Source organism: Donghicola sp. XS_ASV15 (genome assembly GCF_041224595.1).
GTDB lineage: Bacteria > Pseudomonadota > Alphaproteobacteria > Rhodobacterales > Rhodobacteraceae > Donghicola.
Genome location: NZ_JBGFGN010000146.1, coordinates 69,267 through 87,047, shown reverse-complemented (window position 1 = coordinate 87,047; position 17,781 = coordinate 69,267). Strand labels below are relative to the sequence as shown.

The window sequence follows — 17,781 nt, the reverse complement described above, 5'->3', positions numbered from 1 at the left end:
CTTAGGCAGAGCGTTCCAGAATATCCATGTAGTCCCGCTGGGTCGCATTCCGCGGGTTGGTTGCATGGCAATGATCCTTGAGTGCTTCGTGAGAAACCTTTTCCATCATCTCGCGTGTCACACCCATTTCTTCAAGGCCGATGGGCAGCCCCAGGCGCCGGTTCAGGCGTTCGCAGGCCTCTGCGGGATCGCCGCCCATGCGTTTGGACAGCTCGTGCCACTTTTCGCCAATCGCAGGTCTGTTAAAGCGCAACACTTCGGGCATCAGCACTGCATTCAGCGTGCCGTGATGCAAGTTCAATTCCCGGATCGCCCCAAGCGGATGAGTCAACGCGTGAACGGCACCGAGACCCTTTTGAAAGGCCATAGCGCCCTCTAGAGCGCAGATCATCATGTCACGACGTGCTGTGCGGTCAGTACCATTGGCTGTCGCGGATTCAATCGCGCGCAAGCCACACTCCAGACCATGCAAGGCGATCGCCTCGGCCGGTGGGTTGAAGGCAGGCGCCATATAGGTCTCGAGACAATGGGAAATCGCGTCCATACCTGTTGCTGCCGTCAACCGAGAGGGCAAACCATAGGTCAATTCGGGATCACACAGAGCAATCGAAGGCAGGTTATAGGGGGACAAAATCCCCAACTTGCGCCCGTCAGCGGTGATGATCACGGCGCCGCGCCCGACTTCGGACCCCGTGCCGGATGTGGTCGGCACCGCAATCAGGGGGCGGATTTTGCCATGAATGCGCGTCACGCCGCCATTTACCGCCGCATATTGTCCCAAGGGCGGCGGGTGGCCCGTCAGAATGCGGACACCTTTGGCCAGATCCAACGAAGACCCCCCACCGATGCCGACGATCCCATCACACTCTTCTGTGCGGTACACATCCCACGCATCCATCACCGCCTCTTCGGTCGGGTTGGCTGGCGTTCCATCGTAAATCGCGTAGTCCTTGATGCCGTCGCAGGCGCGTGTGATCAAACCTGTCGCTGCAAGTCCTTGGTCTGTACAGATCAGCGGCTTGGTTATGCCAAGCTCGTGCAGCAAAGAGGGCAACTTCTGAATTGCACCCTCTCCGAATTCAATGCGCGTCAGATAAGAAATCACGCCAGAGACAGTGTCATGTCCTGCCCCGAGCGTTGTTTGAATATTCATAAATTCCTCCGGTCCCCAAACACCCCAGCCCGACCACGCTCCTCCTCGTGATCCAGCTGCGAACTGAACGCCACAGTGGGCACTTGGCCCAGAACAGTCAACGCAAGAGAGAGAGAGACCCCTGCATTTATTACCCTAAGCGAGAGATTTTTGTTCCACCGTGAAACAAACAGGCCAGTAGATCGGAGCGAAATTTAGACTGCGATTGAACCGCACTTTTAGCGTGCCGCCATCATCTGACGGATCTGAGCCATCATCTCGGGTGTTAGGTTCGACAGATCAGGCATTTGGGCGGTGGCGGACTTTGGAGCTTCGCGTAGGGTAAAATACTGCACCTTGTCCAGCATTGTGCGCGTCGCGCCCTGCATCTGCAAAGCTGCCGCGTTCAACTCGTCTGCCTGGTTCGTAATACGCCCACCCGCAACCGACAATTCAGACAGCGCCTGCGAGATCTGCTGTGTCCCGCGGGTTTGATCCAGACTGCCATCCTGCACGCGGCGCGCTTCGATCTCGATCTCCTGAATGTTCTCGGAAATCTCGGTAAAGGCCGCGCGGGTATCGGTCGCGAGTTCAACGCCAGAGTTCACTTTGGCCGTCGAATCCTCAATCAGTTCAGCGGTTTCTTTGGCTGCCTTGGCCGAACGTCCGGCGAGGTTGCGCACCTCTTGGGCCACAACAGCAAAGCCACGTCCATGGGTCCCAGCGCGTGCTGCTTCGACAGCGGCGTTCAGCGCCAGCAGGTTGGTCTGGAAGGCGATGTCGTCGATCACCTTGATAATCCGACTGATATCGTCAGAGGATTTGCGAATATCTTCCATAGCCGAGACCATCTCGGTCACGCGGCCCTCACCCGAGGTGATGATCGACAGCGTCGCGCCGACGGAGGTCGCTGCTTTTTTGGAAGCTTCTGCATTGCTGCGCACCATTGCATCTGTTTGCTCGACCGTCGCCGAGATTTCTTCCAGCGCGGTTCCCTGAGCCTGAGCGTTGTCATTCAAGGACCCAGCAGAGCGGGTGACCTGACCGATTGCATCAGAGACCTGTCCCACCTCTTCTTTCACCGCATAAAGCGTGGTGTTCAGCGCCGCAAAAGAGCGTTCGAAATTCTCGATGATCTTGCGATAGGCGCCGTCGTAGCTTGCCGGATCAACGGTGCGTGCCAAATCGCCATCTACTAGGGCATTGGATAGCGAATTGATTTCGGAAATCACCCGCGAGAAGGCGCCGCGCACACGCTCGATCGCATCAGAGATCAGGTGTCCCTCGCCCGGGAGGCTGGGGAAAGGATGATCGAATTCACCTGACGCAAACGCCTCGATCGTGGCAAGAATTGCCTCTTTGATCTGTCCATGCCCGTCCAGCATTTGGTTGGTCGCGGTGGCCAGATCAGCATATTCCCCTTCGAGCGCACCAAGAACAATACGCTCGCTGTGTTTGCCCGCTGCATGTGCCTCGGTCAGTTTTTTTACACCGTTCAGGATCGTTTTGGTCTGGGTCTGTGCGCGCTCGATCTCAGTGCGGTCACTCCATTCCACATAGAAGCCGCGGGTGTTTCCCTTGTCGTCGAACTGGGGCGTTGCCTTGAAGGCAAGCGATTTACCCCCCACCTTGAAGCCGCCGCTGTGTGTCTTTTTCAGACCGGCAAGCACCTTGCGCTGATTGGCGGGCACTTTGTGAAACAGGTCGATCGAGCGGCCGATGATGTCACTGGTGTCAAAGGCGGGCAGATCCTTGCGCAGGTCCGGTTCGATCTGGCGAAACATGTCAAAGGCCGACTTGTTTACAAAACGGATGATCAGGTCGGCGTCAGAAATCATGACCGGATAGGACAATAAGTCCAGCGCAGCGGACACGTCTTTGCTAACGAGAACATCGTTTGCCGTGGACATCGTTGATCTTCCTTCGTTTGGTATGCGTCGCACCGGGCCGACAGAGCGGGTCATTCCTTTCAACGGCCGCATGGCCACGAGTTTAGACACCTACCCGTCTGCGCCAGCCCGACAGGTTGCCGATAGTTTGCAATCTCTGTGCCAAAATATGCCCTGCCTCGCCTGCGCTTCCGCATAGCAGCAGCGTCACTTAATTCTGCAGGCGCAAAGGCGGCCGCTCTTGGCTGGCATGTGACAGTTTCATGAACATAGAACGTCACATTCCCGATACAACTCAGAGGGATAAGGGGCCCAAGAGACGAACTTTCCCTGTACGAGCCAAGCGATCCGACGCCAATGCTACCGTTCAAAGAAGTAAATCCCGACACCCAGATTTGCTGCCGCAGCATTTTTCTGTCCGACTGGCACCTAGGCGCGCGTGCAGCCAATCCCGGCGCAATTCTTGCCGCTCTGCGCAGCTTGAAAGCCGAGCGGATTTTTCTGGTTGGCGATATTCTGGATATTTGGCACGGCGGCCGCGTCCATTGGACGACCGAGGTTGATGAAATTCTGGCAGAGCTGCGCCGAAAAGCACACGGCGGGACCGAAATCACCTATCTTCCGGGCAACCACGATGCCGCTCTGCGCAATGGGACCGAAGCGCCGGATGGTGGCTGGGAAATTCAAAATGAACTGGTGCACGAAGCCGCCGATGGGCGCAAATACCTCGTGATACATGGCGATCAATGCGACAACCGTCTATTTCGACAGCATTTCATGACCCGCCTAGGCAGCCGTCTGGATTGCATGCTGCGCTGGCTGGACGGACTGTATCGCAAAGGTTTCTCCTTGCCCCGCGATCAGCGCACCCCCGTCGAGTGGGTCATCGCGACCTCGAACAAGCTCATGAGCACTGGCTACATCTTTGACCACAAGGCGCTGGCTCTGGCCGAAGACGCCGGTGCAGACGGGGTGATCTGCGGACATTCCCACAAACCAGCGATGCGCGACTGGAATGGCAAGACCTTTGCCAATTGCGGTGACTGGATTGATGGCATGACCGCCGTGATCGAAACCTTCGACGGCACCCTTGAACTGCTGGACTATTCGCCTGTGGCACATGCCATCTGGGCCGAAACCTTTGGCGGCGAAGAAACACTGGCCGGAGCCACTGGATGACCCTCTTTTTTATGATCCTTCTGGGGGCGGCGATGGCGCTGCACCTTGCAACCGTGGTGTTGTCGGGCCTGCGCTACCTAAGTGCGCCTAAACTACCCGCTTCCTCGGATGAATTGCCCGCGCTGACCTTGTTACGTCCTGTCTGCGGTCTGGATGCCTTTGACGAAGACACCCTGCGCAGCTCTTTTCATCTGGATTATCCGGACTACCGGATCATCTTTTGCGCCGCACAAGAGAACGATCCCGCTTGCGCTCTGGTCCGGCGCCTGATTGCAGAAAATCCGCAAGTGCCTGCGCGTTTGATGGTCGGCGAGACACCCCTGACCGGCAACCCCAAGATCAACAACATGCACAAAGGCTACATAGCCGCCGAAACGGATCACATCGTGATGGCAGACAGCAACTTGATGCTGCCCCGCGATTATCTGCGTCAGTTGGTGGCCTGCTGGGATGACGATAGAGTCGGGCTGATCACATCACCCGCTGCCGGAAACCGTGCCGACGATCTGTGGTCCGCTGTGGAATGCGCGTTTTTGAACACGCATCAGGGGCGCTGGCAACTGGCCGCGGACGCGGTCGGTCTGGGATATGCCCAAGGCAAGACCCTTTATGGCAAGCGGTCCATTATTGATGCAGGGGGCGGTCTACAAGCGTTGGGCCGCGATCTGGCTGAAGACGTCGCAATGACGAAACTCATCCGCGGGCAAGACAAAACGGTACGGCTTACCAAGCAGTTGTTCTATCAACCCATCGGTAAAAAAAGTTTCGCTCAGGTTTGGGCGCGGCAGTTGCGCTGGTCGCTGATCCGCCGCCAAGGCTTTCTGCACCTGTTCCTGCTGGAAATGGTCCAAGGGCCGGTGCTTCCCTTGCTGATCTGCCTAGGCTTTATCGCAGCTGGAGCATTGCCCGGATGGACAGCCTTTGCCTATCTTGCGCTGTGGTACGGCTCCGAATGGGCGCTTGCGCGGATCGCCGGTTGGCCCGCAAGCCTGCGTGATGTCGCCGCATTTGTCTTGCGTGACGCACTGATCCCCGTCATCTGGGCCGTCACTTGGACTCAAAAAGGCCTTGTCTGGCGTGGCAACACCGTCAGCCATCCCGCAAAACCGAGCCGCGCATGATCGACCTGCCCACAATCCAAACCCTGATCTCAACCCATGGTCTGTGGGTGGTTGCGCCGATCGCGGTGCTCGAAGGGCCGATTGTGACAGTGATTGCCTCTTGGTTTGCGCAGCGTGGCCTCTTCGACCTGCCCCAATTGATCCTCGTGCTCATTCTGTCCGATCTGGTGGGTGATGCAGTACTGTATGCGCTTGGTCGCTGGGGCCTGCACCGCTTGCCGCCCCATTGGCTGCGCCGCGTGGGCCTGCGCGAAGGGCGCGTGCGCCTGATGTCCCGCAGGTTTGACCACCAGGGCGGGCGGATCCTGGCCTTTGGCAAGCTCACGCACGCCGCCGGTGCAGCCGTCTTGGTGGCGGCTGGATTGGCGCGGATGCCCTTTGGATCATTCATCTTTTTAAATACCCTAGCGACGATCCCCAAAACCTTGGCCTTTGTCGCTTTGGGGTACCTGATCGGTCATACATACCACCTGATCTATTTCTGGCTGTCCAATGCCTCGCTTGCCATTCTGGCCATTCTGGCCATCGGCGCCGCCGCTTGGATGCTCCGCCTAAGGGTCTGTAAATGAGCATTTCCTGCATCATCCCCGCCTATAACGAAGCCGATCGGATCGCCCATGTCCTGCGCGTGGCTCTAACTCATCCGGATATCACAGAGGTGATCGTGGTCGATGACGGGTCTGCTGATGGAACCCCAGAGATTGCCGAAGCCACAGCTGCGGGCCATCCTGTGTTCCAACTGATCCGGCAACCCCGTAACGGAGGCAAGTCACGTGCGATCGCCACGGGGATCAAAGCGGCCACAGGTCGCCACCTCTTGTTTCTGGACAGTGATCTGGTGGGGGTCAGCCAAACGGACCTAAGCGACCTGATCGCGCCCGTACTAGAAGGGGAGTCCGATGTCGCTCTGTCCTTGCGTCGCAACGCACCGCGCCTGTGGCATTGGATCGGGCTGGACTACATTTCCGGCGAGCGGATCATGCCCCGTGCTCTACTGGCGGATCATACGGACCGGATTGCTAACCTGCGCAGCTTCGGGCTGGAAGTCTTCTTGAACCGCCTCTGGATCGCCGAAGGGATGACCGTCACAGTCGTCCACTGGCCCTCGGTCGAAAGCCCTCTAAAGGCCCAGAAATACGGGTTATGGGCCGGCATTCTGGCCGATGTGCGGATGCTATCGGATATGTTCCGCACCGTCTCGCCTGCGACGGCCTTGCGCCAGATTCTCGCCCTGCGGGGGATGCGCGTCCCGCAATAGGGTCTGCCATCGCCCAACGATCCATGCCATAAGCCGCCCATCCGGAGGGCGCTATGGGTCATGATCTAAACCTCAATGCCATGAACTATTTTGAAGCCGTCGCCCGCTTGGGCGGGGTGTCGAAGGCTGCCGAAGAGCTTGGCGTTTCAGCATCAGCGGTCAGTCAGCAGATCCGGCAGTTGGAACAACAGTTCGGCGTGCGACTGTTCCGCCGTGAAAAGCGCCGGCTGATCCTGACACTGGACGGCGAGCGCCTGTTCCAGACAACCACGCAGGCCTTTCGCATGATGCGCGACGTGCGCAGCGCCATCGTCCGCCAGCGGGAAAACCGCCATTTCATCATGCGCGTCAGCCCCAGTTTCGGCGTGCGCTGGCTGGCCCCAAGGCTCAAGGGGTTTCTGGATGCCAACCCCGGTTGGGATTTGCGCGTAGACGGAGCGCCAGACTTTTCGGACTTCGAAACCGAGATTGTCGATCTTGACCTGCGCTACGGCGCTGGCGACTGGTCGGGTCTGCACCAAGAGGCGGTGGTTCATGATTTCGTTCTACCCATGTGCTCGCCCTCTTATCTCGAGGAACTCAAAGAGCAGTCGGGCGATCCCATCGGCCAGCTGCTGAAGGCGCGTCTGATCGACTCGGTCAAAACCCATTTTCGCTGGGATTTCTGGCTGGCGCGGCATGGGGCGATGGGGGGCCGCATGGTCTATCCCTTGCGCTTTGATCGTTCGACCATGGCCATTCAAGTCGCCGCAGATGGTGCGGGCGTTGTGCTGGAAAGCGCAACGCTGGCCAGCAAAGAACTGGAGCGCGGCGATCTGCTCCCCCTGTCCCGCGCGTTTGAGGTGATCAAGGTGCCGACCTATTGGCTGGTCTGCCCGTCGCGACACACAAACCGCCGAATTGTCAGGCTTTTCTCGGACTGGATGCGCAAAGAGGGCAGCGCTCATGATGCTAAAACCGCTGACATGTTGCGCGGCCTCGGCTGTACGATCAAAGAAGAAGAAAGCACACTTCTGAGCAGAGACATTGACGACGCGCGCCAGTAAAAACACGGCACGCCAAGATCGTCACATATTCTTCACAAATCCTTAATTCTGACGATACCCCCGACCTTCATGGACTTTGCGATTACAAGTCCAAACGGGGATAGTCCTATGAACCGCACACGCGTCTGTCTGACCGCTGCGATTGCGCTCTTCGCGCATGAAGCTGCTGCAGAAATGAACTTCAACCGCATCGCAAGCTTTGCCACGCCGCTGAACATGGCCGAAGGCGAAGACAAAGCCCGCGAAACCTCGGCCGAGATCATTTCGGCAACCGAGGACGGCATGACTCTGGTCTACACCGACAGCCCCTTGGGCGTTGTAGGCCGTATCGACATCACCGACCCCAAAGCGCCCAAGCCCCTTGGCAACGTGGACATGACCGGCGAGCCGACCTCGGTCGTCGTTGCAGGACAAACTGCGCTGATCGGCGTGAACACCTCCGAAAGCTACACACAGCCCTCGGGCAAACTGGTGACAATGGATGTCGCCTCGGGCGAGATCATTTCGGAATGTGATCTGGGGGGCCAGCCTGACTCGATCGCAAAATCGGCGGACAACTCCTTTGTGACTCTCGCCATCGAAAACGAACGCGACGAAGATCTGGGTGACGGCCGTGTTGGTCAGGAACCCGCGGGCTTCATGGTCAAGCTGCCGCTGGAAAACAACGCGGCTGTTTGTGATGGCCTACAAAAGATTGACGTCACCGGCCTGACCGAGATTGCACCCAACGACCCCGAGCCCGAATTCGCGGACGTGAACGGTCTGGGTGAAATCGCAGTGACCCTGCAAGAAAACAACGCTATCGTCATCATTGGTGCGGACGGCTCTGTCGTGAACAGCTTCTCGGCAGGCGCAGTTGACCTGACCGAAATCGACGCCACCGACGAGCGCGGCGCGCTGATCTTCACCGAAGAGCAGATGGGCCGCCTGCGCGAGCCCGATGGCCTGGGTTGGATCGACGATGACCACTTTATCATCGCGAACGAAGGCGACATGGACGGCGGCGCGCGCGGTGTGACCGTATTCCACAAGGACGGCACCGTCGTCTGGGAAAGCGGCAACACCATGGAGCACGCCGTGATCCATACCGGCCACTACCCTGACAAACGCTCTGACTCCAAAGGCGCAGAGCCCGAGGGCATGGAAGTCGCAACCTTTGGCGACACCACCTATGCCTTTGTCCTGATCGAGCGTGCGTCGCTGGCTGCGGTTTATGACGTTACCGATCCTGCGAACCCTGTGCTGAAGCAAATGCTGCCCTCGGGCATCAGCCCCGAAGGTGCGGTCGCGATCCCCGAGCGGGGCATCTTGGCCACCGCGAACGAGGCGGACCTGATCGAGGACGGGGGGGCCCGCGCCCACGTGACCATCTTTGAATACCAAGACGCCCCTGCGGCCTACCCGACCCTGACCTCGGCTGGTGCAGACGAGCTGATCGGCTGGGGCGCGCTGTCCGGCATGACCTACGCCGACGGCAAGGTTTACGCGGTCAACGACAGCTTCTACGGCTACCAGCCCACCATCTTCCAGATCGACGCGACCCAAACCCCCGCGAAAATCGAGAAAGCCATCCGCGTGACCCGCGCGGGCCAGCCTGCCCAGAAACTGGACATGGAAGGCATCACTTCGGACGGTAATGGCGGCTTCTGGATTGCGAGTGAAGGCCGCACCGATCGCGTCATTCCCCACGCGCTTTATCACGTGAACGCGGCAGGCGAGATCGAGGACGAAATTGGCCTGCCCGCAGAACTGATGGCAGTCGAGAAGCGCTTTGGCTTCGAAGGTCTGACTCTGATTGGCGACACTCTGTGGATGGCCGTCCAGCGCGAATGGAACGACGACCCCAAAAACATGGCGAAACTGGTCTCCTACAACCTCGAGACCGAGGAATGGGGCGCTGTCCACTACCCCAAAGAAGCCGCTGAAACCGGCTGGGTTGGTCTGTCGGAAATCACGTTGCATGGCGACGCCGTCTACCTGATCGAGCGTGACAACCAGATCGGTGCCGACGCCAAGATCAAGCAAGTCACCCGTGTTGCTGTCGCTGACCTGCAGCCCGCGCCGCTGGGTGGTGAACTGCCCGTTGTCACCAAAGAGATCGTCCACGATCTGATCCCCGATCTGCAGGCCCCTGCTGGCTATGTGGTTGATAAAGTCGAGGGCCTGACCTTTGACGGCGAAGGCAACATGCTGGTCGTTACGGACAATGACGGCGTGGATGACAGCTCGGGCGAGACGTTCTTCCTGAACCTCGGTCCGGTCAAAGCGCTGAACTAAGCCGAGCGGCCTAATCACCGAAACAATCCAAACGGCGCGCATCCCCGATGCGCGCCGTTTTCCGTTGCATGGACATCCATCGTGTCAGCCTTGATATCGAGAGATACAGAACACTGGGTTAAGAGTGGCCTGCATTTTTGCACTGACGCAAAATCGTTTTGGCACGCAGATGCATTGCGTATTTGTTGGGCCTGCGATGGGTGCTCAAATGCGGAAATTGAGCATCTACCTATGCGAGAAACGCAATGATGCACCCAGCGAAAAATCTCTTTAAATCACTAAAACAAACAACAATAAGCTGAATATAATATGGTAATTCGCGCGATTCGAGATCTACCTATACGCGCTCTTCCCCCTCCAACCTATCCCTTCGAATAAATACACAGACCAATTACCATGCCACTTTTCTGCAAAACTATCGAAACTATCGCGATGGAGTAGCCGTTAGTACTACATAACAAATCGAAAGAGCGGGCTGTCACTATGGCACAGTATCTCCTGAACGGTTTGTATGAGTATTCTGGTTCTTTAGCGTCTCTCGGTCTTGATGGAAGCGGTATTGTTTCCACAAACACATCCTTGCTGAATGGGTTTGACGACCCTCTTACCGGCTCGATTTCAGACGATGACGGCACTCTGACATCATCCGATACCGGGAACACCTTCACGTTTGAGGGTGGTGTCGAACAATCAGTGACATATTTGGGCGGCGGCCAAATGGCGCTTCTCGCAATCACTCTGCCGATCATTGGCACCACGGTGCTGGTAGATCCCGTGGATGTAGCCATCTTAGAGATCGACGGCAAAATTTACTTCTATGCGCCTGAGGGGCCCTCCTTTCTCAACTCTGTGGCTTTCTCGCTTGATGTGAGCGCCGATGCAGATTTCACGCTGGGGGCACCCTCTGACGGCATCGTCAACGGGGACAATACCGGCGAGGATATGGACGTCGGGTACATTGATGGCGATGGCGACGTCATCACCAACGATGCAGACACGATCAATGGCAACGATGGCAACGACACGATTACCGCCGGCGGCGGTGATGATGTCGTGGACGGCGGCAACGATAATGACGTTATCGACGGCGGGACGGGCAATGACTCGATTGATGGTGGCTCTGGCAACGACACCCTGACAGGCGGCGATGGGGACGACACGTTTGTCTACTCCGCCGGAGATGGCGACGATACGATCACCGACTTCGGCAACGACACTGGCGATGCGCTGGATGGTGATGACACCAACAACGACTTTGTCGACCTCACCGCCTTCTACAACGCAGCGACACTTTCAAACGTCAATTCCGCCGCAGCCGGTAACGGCGCGCGAACGTTCACAACCGAACTCGGCATGTTGAAGGCCGACCAAGCCGACGGGTTTTTGGACGGACAAATTGATGGCCAAGATTACAGTGGCATCATTTCAGGCATCAACCTGCGCCTCGAGCTTGACGGTGCGGCTGTCGCGGCGGCTGACCTGACCGCTGAAACCACCGGCGTTATCTGTTTTGGTGCAGGCACATTGATCACCACCAAGCGCGGTTCCATCCCTATCGAGTACCTTTTGCCCGGCGACAAGATCCTGACCATGGACAACGGATACAAATCCGTGCGCTGGCTTGGCAACCGTACCGTACGAGCAACAGGCAAGAACGCTCCGATCCACATTCCCGCTGGCGCCTTGGGCAATCAGCGCGACCTTGTGGTGTCGCCCAACCACCGCATGTGGATGCGCAGCGCCGAGGCCGAACTGATGCTTGGCGATCATGAAGTCTTGGTCCCAGCCAAATTTCTGGTCGGCCACAACGGCATCACCCAGCAGCGGGGCGGGCTGATCGGCTATCACCATATGCTGTTCGACCAGCACGAGATTGTCTTTGCCGAAGGCTGTCCGAGCGAAAGTTTTCACCCCGGGATGCAAGCCATGGACACGCTCGAGCAAGCCGCTCAGGACGAAATCCTCGAACTGTTCCCGGAGCTGGAGAAGCTTGATGGCGAAGCAATGCGCGCCTCTGCCCTAGCGCGTCAGTCGGTCAAAGCACACGAAGCGCCGCTCCTACTTATGTAATCGCACCCCCGGCGATTACCGGCCGCAAGGCCTGTTAGACGTCCTGCCAACCGCCATGGCAGGGCGTCTTTCCGCCTCAAACGCGCCCCAACTTAACAGACCTTTTAGAATTTCTTAAAATAAGGCCCGTTTCCCCCGTTACGTCCACACGATAACACTCTGCGACGACGAAAGCGCGGCATTTTCCCGTGCGACGAGGAGGAGAGTACCAATGAAATTGGGTTTGGGCAGCTATGCCTATCGCTGGTCTATCGGAATCAAGGACCAACAGCCTGCCGCGCCGCTGAACGCATTCGATCTCTTGGATCGTGCCGAGGCACTGGGGCTCGAGGTCGTGCAATATGCCGACAATATGCCGCTGGATAAATACTCCGAAGCGGACCATCATAAACTGTACGAAGTCGCGCAGTCCAAAGGGATCGCGCTCGAGCTCGGCACACAGTGTTTCGACGCAGATGAAGTCGAGCGCTACCTGACCATCGGCCAGCGTTTGCACGCAAAGATCATGCGCGTCGCGCTGGACGAAGCCGATGGCCACATGTCTGTGTCCGATCTGGCGGACCAGCTGCGTCCCTTGCTGGACAAGGCCCGCAATGCTGGCATGCGCATCGCGATCGAGAACCACTTCAACTACCCCTCGCCGCGGATGGTCGAACTGCTCGACACCATCAATGACGAGACGCTGGGGGTGTGTCTGGACGTTGCGAACTCGATCTGTGCGAACGAATGGCCTGAAGAGACCATCAAGATGCTCGCGCCCTACACGATCAACCTGCATCTGAAGGATTATGAGATCACACCTGATCCCTATGGCGTTGGTTTCCGCATCCACGGCACCCCGCTGGGTCAGGGCCGCGCGCCGATCCCGTGGATTCTGGACCAGCTGACCCACTGCCCCGCAGACATGAGCGTCCTGTTAGAGCATTGGCTACCAATTGGCGCCGGTCTGGAAGAGGCACGCGCACAAGAGCAGCCTTGGATCGAACAAACCGTTGCTGCTGCAAAAGAATTCGTCAAAGGCCGCTAAGAGGAGAACGACCAATGACCGAAGATATCCGTACCAAAAAACTGATTAACGCCCCCGAGAACATTATCTCGGAGATGGTCGCAGGCATGGTTTCCGCGCACCCCGATATCCTGACTGTCGAAGGCCCCACGGGCCGCGCGGTCGTGGCTGTGGACGGCCCTCGGGACGGCAAAGTCGGCATCGTGATCGGCGGCGGCTCGGGCCACGAGCCTGCATTCGCTGGCTACGTAGGCCGCGGCTTGGCGGACGCAGCTGCAGTAGGCAACGTGTTCGCCTCCCCCTCGCCCGAGCAGATCATGGATGCGGCACGCGCCGTAGACGGCGGCGCTGGCGTGATGTTCCTGTATGGCAACTACACCGGCGACGTTCTGAACTTCGACATGGCTGCCGAAGAGTGCGAAGGCATGGGCATCCCCACCAAGTCGGTTCAGGTGATCGACGACGTGGCCTCTGCCCCCAAAGAGCGCCAGAACGAGCGTCGCGGTATCGCGGGCGACTTCTTTGTCTTCAAGATCGCAGGCGCAGCCGCCGAACATGGCCGTGACCTAGAGGCGTGCTATGCCGCCGCTCAGGCCGCAAACGCAAACACCCGCAGCATGGGCGTGGCGCTGACCGCGTGCTCCATGCCCCAGACCGGCAAGCTGAACTTCGAGATCGGCCATGACGAGATGGAAATCGGCATGGGCGTGCACGGCGAACCCGGTATCCGCCGCGGCAAGCTGGAAAACGCAGACTCGGTGACGGACGAGCTGATGCAGCCGATCTTAGACGATATGGGTCTGAAATCGGGTGATAAGGTTGCGGTTTTGGTCAATGGTCTCGGCGCGACTGGCCAGCTGGAACTCTACATCATCCACCGCCGCGTGGCTGAAATCCTTGGCGAAAAGGGTATCGACATCCACCACAGCTGGGTTGGCGAATATGTCAGCTCACTGGAGATGGCAGGCGCATCGATTACTCTGCTGAAGCTGGACGATGACCTGCAGACCCTGCTGGACACCCCGTGCCGCACCCCTGGCCTGACCGTCGCCGGCTCGCTAGAGCCCAAGGGCACCCGCACCCGCCGCCACGCGGATGTCGCCAAAGAAGAAGAGACGATCGACACCAGCAAACTGAACGCGGACGGCCCGATCACACCGTCAATGTTCAAAGACATGATGCTGGCTGCTGGGGCCGCCATTCACGAAAAGCGCGACTGGCTGTCCGAGCTGGATGGCGTGATCGGGGACGGCGACCACGGCGTGACCATGGACATCGGCTGGACCGCCGTGCGTGGCAAGCTAGTGACCGACGACAGCGAGAAAACCATCAGCCAAACCTGCGAGATCATGGCGAAAGCGTTCCTTGATGCGGTCGGTGCATCGTCGGGCCCGCTCTATGCCTCGGCCTTCCGCAAGGCGGGTGAAAGCGTCTCGGATCGTCTGAATCTCGATGCTGGCGCGATGGTCGCGTGGGTTGATGGGCTGTGCGCAGGTATTTTGGCCCGTGGCGGCGCTCAGGTCGGTGACAAAACCATGATCGACGCGTGGGTTCCTGCTGTTGCCAAGGCAAAAGAGGCTCTGGCCGACAATGCTGACGCGATCGGCTGTCTGGCCGCCGCAACCGAAGGCGCCAAGTCCGGCCGCGACTACACCGCCGAAATCGAAAGCCGCCGTGGCCGTTCGGCCAAACTTGGCGAGCGCTCGATCGGTCACGTCGATCCCGGTGCGGCCTCGGCCCACGTTATGCTCGAAGCAATCACCGCAGCCGCCAAAAAGGCGCTCGGCTAAAGGCTCCCCTCGTCCTGCCGGTAGAGAATATCGGCAGGACGGCTCCCTTGGATCACCTCGCGCCCGTTGGGCAGGTCATTCCCGTCCAGCTTGTGCGCGATCTGATCCTCGGTGAGCCCGAAATGCTCCCATCGTGCCCGTAGCCGCCGGCGGAGCTCTTCTTCGGGCACGTCTATCATGACTGTCAAATCAAACATCTGGTCCAGCGCGTTCCACGGGGCGCGGTCCAGAAGGATGTAATTTCCCTCGACCAAAATGAGCTTTACGTCATCAGGGATGATCCGCGCACTGCCACGCGAAATCTCAAGGTCACGGTCAAAAACCGGCACTGTGACGCCCGTTTCGGAAGGGTCTTTCAGCCGTTTCAATACCGACACCAATCCACCAACGTCAAAGGTATCTGGCGCGCCCTTCCACGGGTGGCGGCCCATCTGGTGCAGCACAGCGTCGTCATAGTGGAACCCGTCCATTGGCAGGATCGCGACCTGACCGGGATGCTTGGCATTCAACGCATCAAACAATCGGTCAACCGTTGTGCTCTTCCCAGAGCCCGGCGCACCGGCAATCCCCACAAACTGACGGGATGGCATCTCTCGTAGCGCGCTTACAGACGCAACCAAATCCGAGAAACCCAATGCGCTCTCTGTCATGGCTCACTCCTCTTCCCTCGGAGGCGCAAGCTAGATGAAATCCCGCGAAAATCTACAGAGAATTGTTGAGCCTGGCCGTTCAACCACCCCATTTCAGGGTAGTTTTAAAAATTTCAAATAGCGAATAATACAATCTCACTATAACGATTTTTAGGGTCAATTCATGTCGACTATCAACATCTTGGACACCGCGTCTGCCGTCATCGTCACCAACGGATACAACATCACCGCTGATGAATTTGTCCCGTTCCCAAGCAACTTCGCGAGCAGCGGCGGCCCCTACATCTACGGCGCCGGTTCAACCAACGATGTCTACACCATTTACGGTCAGGACTACCGCATCATCTACAACTGGCAAGAAGCATTGTACTACGCGAGCGGGTATGAGTACCTCGACGTCACCGGCGAAAATATGACCGATGCCAGCGTAACCAACGGCTCCGTAAATTCGTTCCGCGGCGGCGATGGCGAAAACCTCATGATGTTTGCGACATCAAACCCTGTTAGCGAAGCCGAAATCCTTGATCATCTGAATTACGGCACCTCGATCACCCAAAGCGTGCTGAGCGGTGACGATATGATCGCAATCACTGGCGCGGGGGTCCAAGTCGATAGCTTTGCGGGCAATGACTACGTGCATGGCGGCTCTGATGCCGACACGATCAATGGCGGATTGGGACATGATAGCCTGATCGGCAGCGGCGGGAGCGATGTGATGAGCGGTGGCGCCGGTCGGGACAAATTGACCGGCGGCGCGGGCAACGATCGTCTTGCAGGCAATGGCGGCAATGACAAGCTGCTCGGCGGCGCGGGCAGCGACGTACTCAAAGGACATGGCGGTCGCGACCGCTTGATCGGTGCCAAGGGCGACGACACGATGACCGGTGGCGCAGGCGCTGATAAATTCATCTTTGTCCGCAAGGCAGGGAGCGACGTCATCACAGATTTCGATGTCGAGTTAGACCAGATCATCCTGCGCAAGGTCGGCACCCAATCGATTGATGGGCTAGAGATCACGGCTCAAGGCGATGATGTCCTCATCGATTATGGCAAAGGTGACATCACTCTGACTGACATTTCAGTCGAAGAGGTTCTGACGGCCCACTTTATCTTTGGTTGATCCAGCAACAGAAACAAGGCCGCCCTGCGCGGCCTTCGTTTTTTTGTCTTGAAGCCCGAGAAAGGGCGGATTTCCACACCCTTAGATTGCAAATTGTGATTTGCCATACGTATTTCGTGTAAGTAAGTGCATTAATAAAATCAAATTCTTTTGCTTAATTTTTCCGGAGACCCCAGATGTCTACAGTCAATGTGCTTGATCAGTTTGCAACGGTTTTAGTAGCCGGAAATGTGGACGTGACAGCTACGGAGTTTCTGCCGATGCTGCCCGATCTGGATGACTACAGCGATCCAGTGTATTACGAGGGCGGCACCGAAACAGACACTTTCGAGTTCGGCGGGACCACCTACTCCGTCGATATTGTCGTCGACGAAGTTCAAGCTTACGAAACCGAACAAGGCGTCCTAGGCCTTGCTGGTTTTGACCTGTCGGATACCAATCCTGCCAACGGAACCGTCACCGCGGTGATCTACGTCTGGGAAGATGACTTTACATTTGACTTCGAAGCTCTGGTGTTCGTTACCAGCACCCCGATTTCCGAAGCGGATATCATGGCGCATCTCAATTCCGGTCTCGCGCTGTCGGAAGTTCTGCTCGCGGGGAATGACTTGATCGCGGCTGAGGAGGATTCCGGTCCCAGCAAGCTCTATGGTTTCGGCGGAAATGACACGATGTACGCATCTGGCGGCAATATCTCTTTGTTTGGCGGATCAGGCAACGACGTGCTGATCGGTTCGGCCAAACGCAACAAGCTGGTTGGCGGCACTGGAGCTGATGTCATTGACGGCATGGCCGGAAACGATCGTATTTTTGGCGGCGCCGACAATGACGTTCTGCGGGGCGGCAGAGGCCGTGACCGCGTGAACGGCAATAAGGGGAACGATCACCTCGAGGGTGGCGCAGGCAAAGACCGGCTCAAAGGCGGCGCAGGAAACGACACCCTCTTTGGAGATGCAGGGCGTGATACGCTGGTGGGCGGTGCAGGCTCAGATAGCTTTGTCTTTGCAGACAATTCGGGCAAAGACACAATCCGCGATTTCAATGTGATGCAAGACACTCTCGACTTTTCATCAAGTTATGTCTCTAGCCTGGATGATCTAAATATCTTCCAAAAGGGCGACGATGTGATTGTCAAATACGATGGCGGCAAGATTACATTGCTCGGCGTCGAAGTCGAGGATGTGCTCGGCTCCGACATCGCGTTTGTCTAGGTCACGAAAAAGGGGGCTGATGGAGCAGCCCC

14 protein-coding genes are annotated in these 17,781 nt (G+C 57.8%); 11 read left to right on the top strand and 3 right to left on the bottom strand.

Annotated elements, in window-relative coordinates; genetic code table 11:
• Position 1: 1 nt before the first annotated feature.
• Positions 2-1,153 (bottom strand): iron-containing alcohol dehydrogenase, encoded by a 1,152-nt coding sequence (locus AB9K37_RS12270; RefSeq protein WP_369839072.1) that lies wholly within the window; start codon positions 1,151-1,153, stop codon positions 2-4.
• 218 nt (positions 1,154-1,371) lie between these two features.
• Positions 1,372-3,042, bottom strand: coding sequence for a methyl-accepting chemotaxis protein (locus AB9K37_RS12265; protein ID WP_369839069.1), 1,671 nt, complete (start codon positions 3,040-3,042; stop codon positions 1,372-1,374).
• Between the two features lie 336 nt (positions 3,043-3,378).
• Between AB9K37_RS12265 and AB9K37_RS12260 the strand changes: the two genes are divergently transcribed.
• The 9 genes from AB9K37_RS12260 to dhaL all read left to right on the top strand — a co-directional run bounded on the left by AB9K37_RS12260 (position 3,379) and on the right by dhaL (position 14,768).
• Positions 3,379-4,200 carry a UDP-2,3-diacylglucosamine diphosphatase gene (locus tag AB9K37_RS12260; RefSeq protein WP_369839066.1) on the top strand — a complete coding sequence of 274 codons (822 nt, stop codon included), beginning with the start codon at positions 3,379-3,381 and terminating at the stop codon, positions 4,198-4,200.
• Positions 4,197-5,321: a ceramide glucosyltransferase gene (locus AB9K37_RS12255; RefSeq protein ID WP_369839063.1), complete on the top strand. Its 1,125-nt coding sequence runs from the start codon at positions 4,197-4,199 to the stop codon at positions 5,319-5,321. Before AB9K37_RS12260 ends, AB9K37_RS12255 begins: the two co-directional genes overlap by 4 nt.
• On the top strand, positions 5,318-5,890 hold the full coding sequence (locus AB9K37_RS12250; protein WP_369839060.1) for a DedA family protein: 573 nt from the start codon (positions 5,318-5,320) through the stop codon (positions 5,888-5,890). Before AB9K37_RS12255 ends, AB9K37_RS12250 begins: the two co-directional genes overlap by 4 nt.
• Positions 5,887-6,579: a glycosyltransferase family 2 protein gene (locus AB9K37_RS12245; RefSeq protein ID WP_369839058.1), complete on the top strand. Its 693-nt coding sequence runs from the start codon at positions 5,887-5,889 to the stop codon at positions 6,577-6,579. The genes AB9K37_RS12250 and AB9K37_RS12245 overlap by 4 nt, the downstream gene beginning before the upstream one ends.
• A 53-nt stretch (positions 6,580-6,632) precedes the next feature.
• Positions 6,633-7,625, top strand: a complete 993-nt coding sequence (locus AB9K37_RS12240) for a LysR family transcriptional regulator (protein WP_369839055.1) — start codon at positions 6,633-6,635, stop codon at positions 7,623-7,625.
• Positions 7,626-7,733: 108 nt separating this feature from the next.
• On the top strand, positions 7,734-9,902 hold the full coding sequence (locus AB9K37_RS12235) for an esterase-like activity of phytase family protein (RefSeq protein WP_369839052.1): 2,169 nt from the start codon (positions 7,734-7,736) through the stop codon (positions 9,900-9,902).
• A 483-nt stretch (positions 9,903-10,385) separates the two neighbouring features.
• On the top strand, positions 10,386-11,972 hold the full coding sequence (locus AB9K37_RS12230) for a Hint domain-containing protein (RefSeq protein ID WP_369839049.1): 1,587 nt from the start codon (positions 10,386-10,388) through the stop codon (positions 11,970-11,972).
• Positions 11,973-12,183: 211 nt separating this feature from the next.
• Positions 12,184-12,999, top strand: a complete 816-nt coding sequence (locus tag AB9K37_RS12225) for a sugar phosphate isomerase/epimerase family protein (protein ID WP_369839047.1) — start codon at positions 12,184-12,186, stop codon at positions 12,997-12,999.
• A gap of 14 nt (positions 13,000-13,013) precedes the next feature.
• Positions 13,014-14,768, top strand: coding sequence for a dihydroxyacetone kinase subunit DhaL (gene dhaL, locus AB9K37_RS12220; RefSeq protein ID WP_369839044.1), 1,755 nt, complete (start codon positions 13,014-13,016; stop codon positions 14,766-14,768).
• On the opposite strand, the gene AB9K37_RS12215 is transcribed toward dhaL, so the two are convergent.
• Positions 14,765-15,418 carry a nucleoside/nucleotide kinase family protein gene (locus tag AB9K37_RS12215; RefSeq protein WP_369839041.1) on the bottom strand — a complete coding sequence of 218 codons (654 nt, stop codon included), beginning with the start codon at positions 15,416-15,418 and terminating at the stop codon, positions 14,765-14,767. The genes dhaL and AB9K37_RS12215 overlap by 4 nt on opposite strands.
• A gap of 163 nt (positions 15,419-15,581) precedes the next feature.
• Here AB9K37_RS12215 and AB9K37_RS12210 point away from each other — a divergent pair, with 163 nt between their 5' ends.
• Together AB9K37_RS12210 and AB9K37_RS12205 are read left to right on the top strand one after the other, a co-directional pair.
• Complete coding sequence (locus AB9K37_RS12210; RefSeq protein WP_369839039.1) at positions 15,582-16,538, top strand: calcium-binding protein; 957 nt, start codon at positions 15,582-15,584, stop codon at positions 16,536-16,538.
• Positions 16,539-16,714: 176 nt separating this feature from the next.
• Entirely contained in the window at positions 16,715-17,749 is a 1,035-nt protein-coding gene (locus AB9K37_RS12205; protein ID WP_369839036.1) for a calcium-binding protein, read from the top strand.
• The last annotated feature ends 32 nt before the right edge of the window (positions 17,750-17,781 follow it).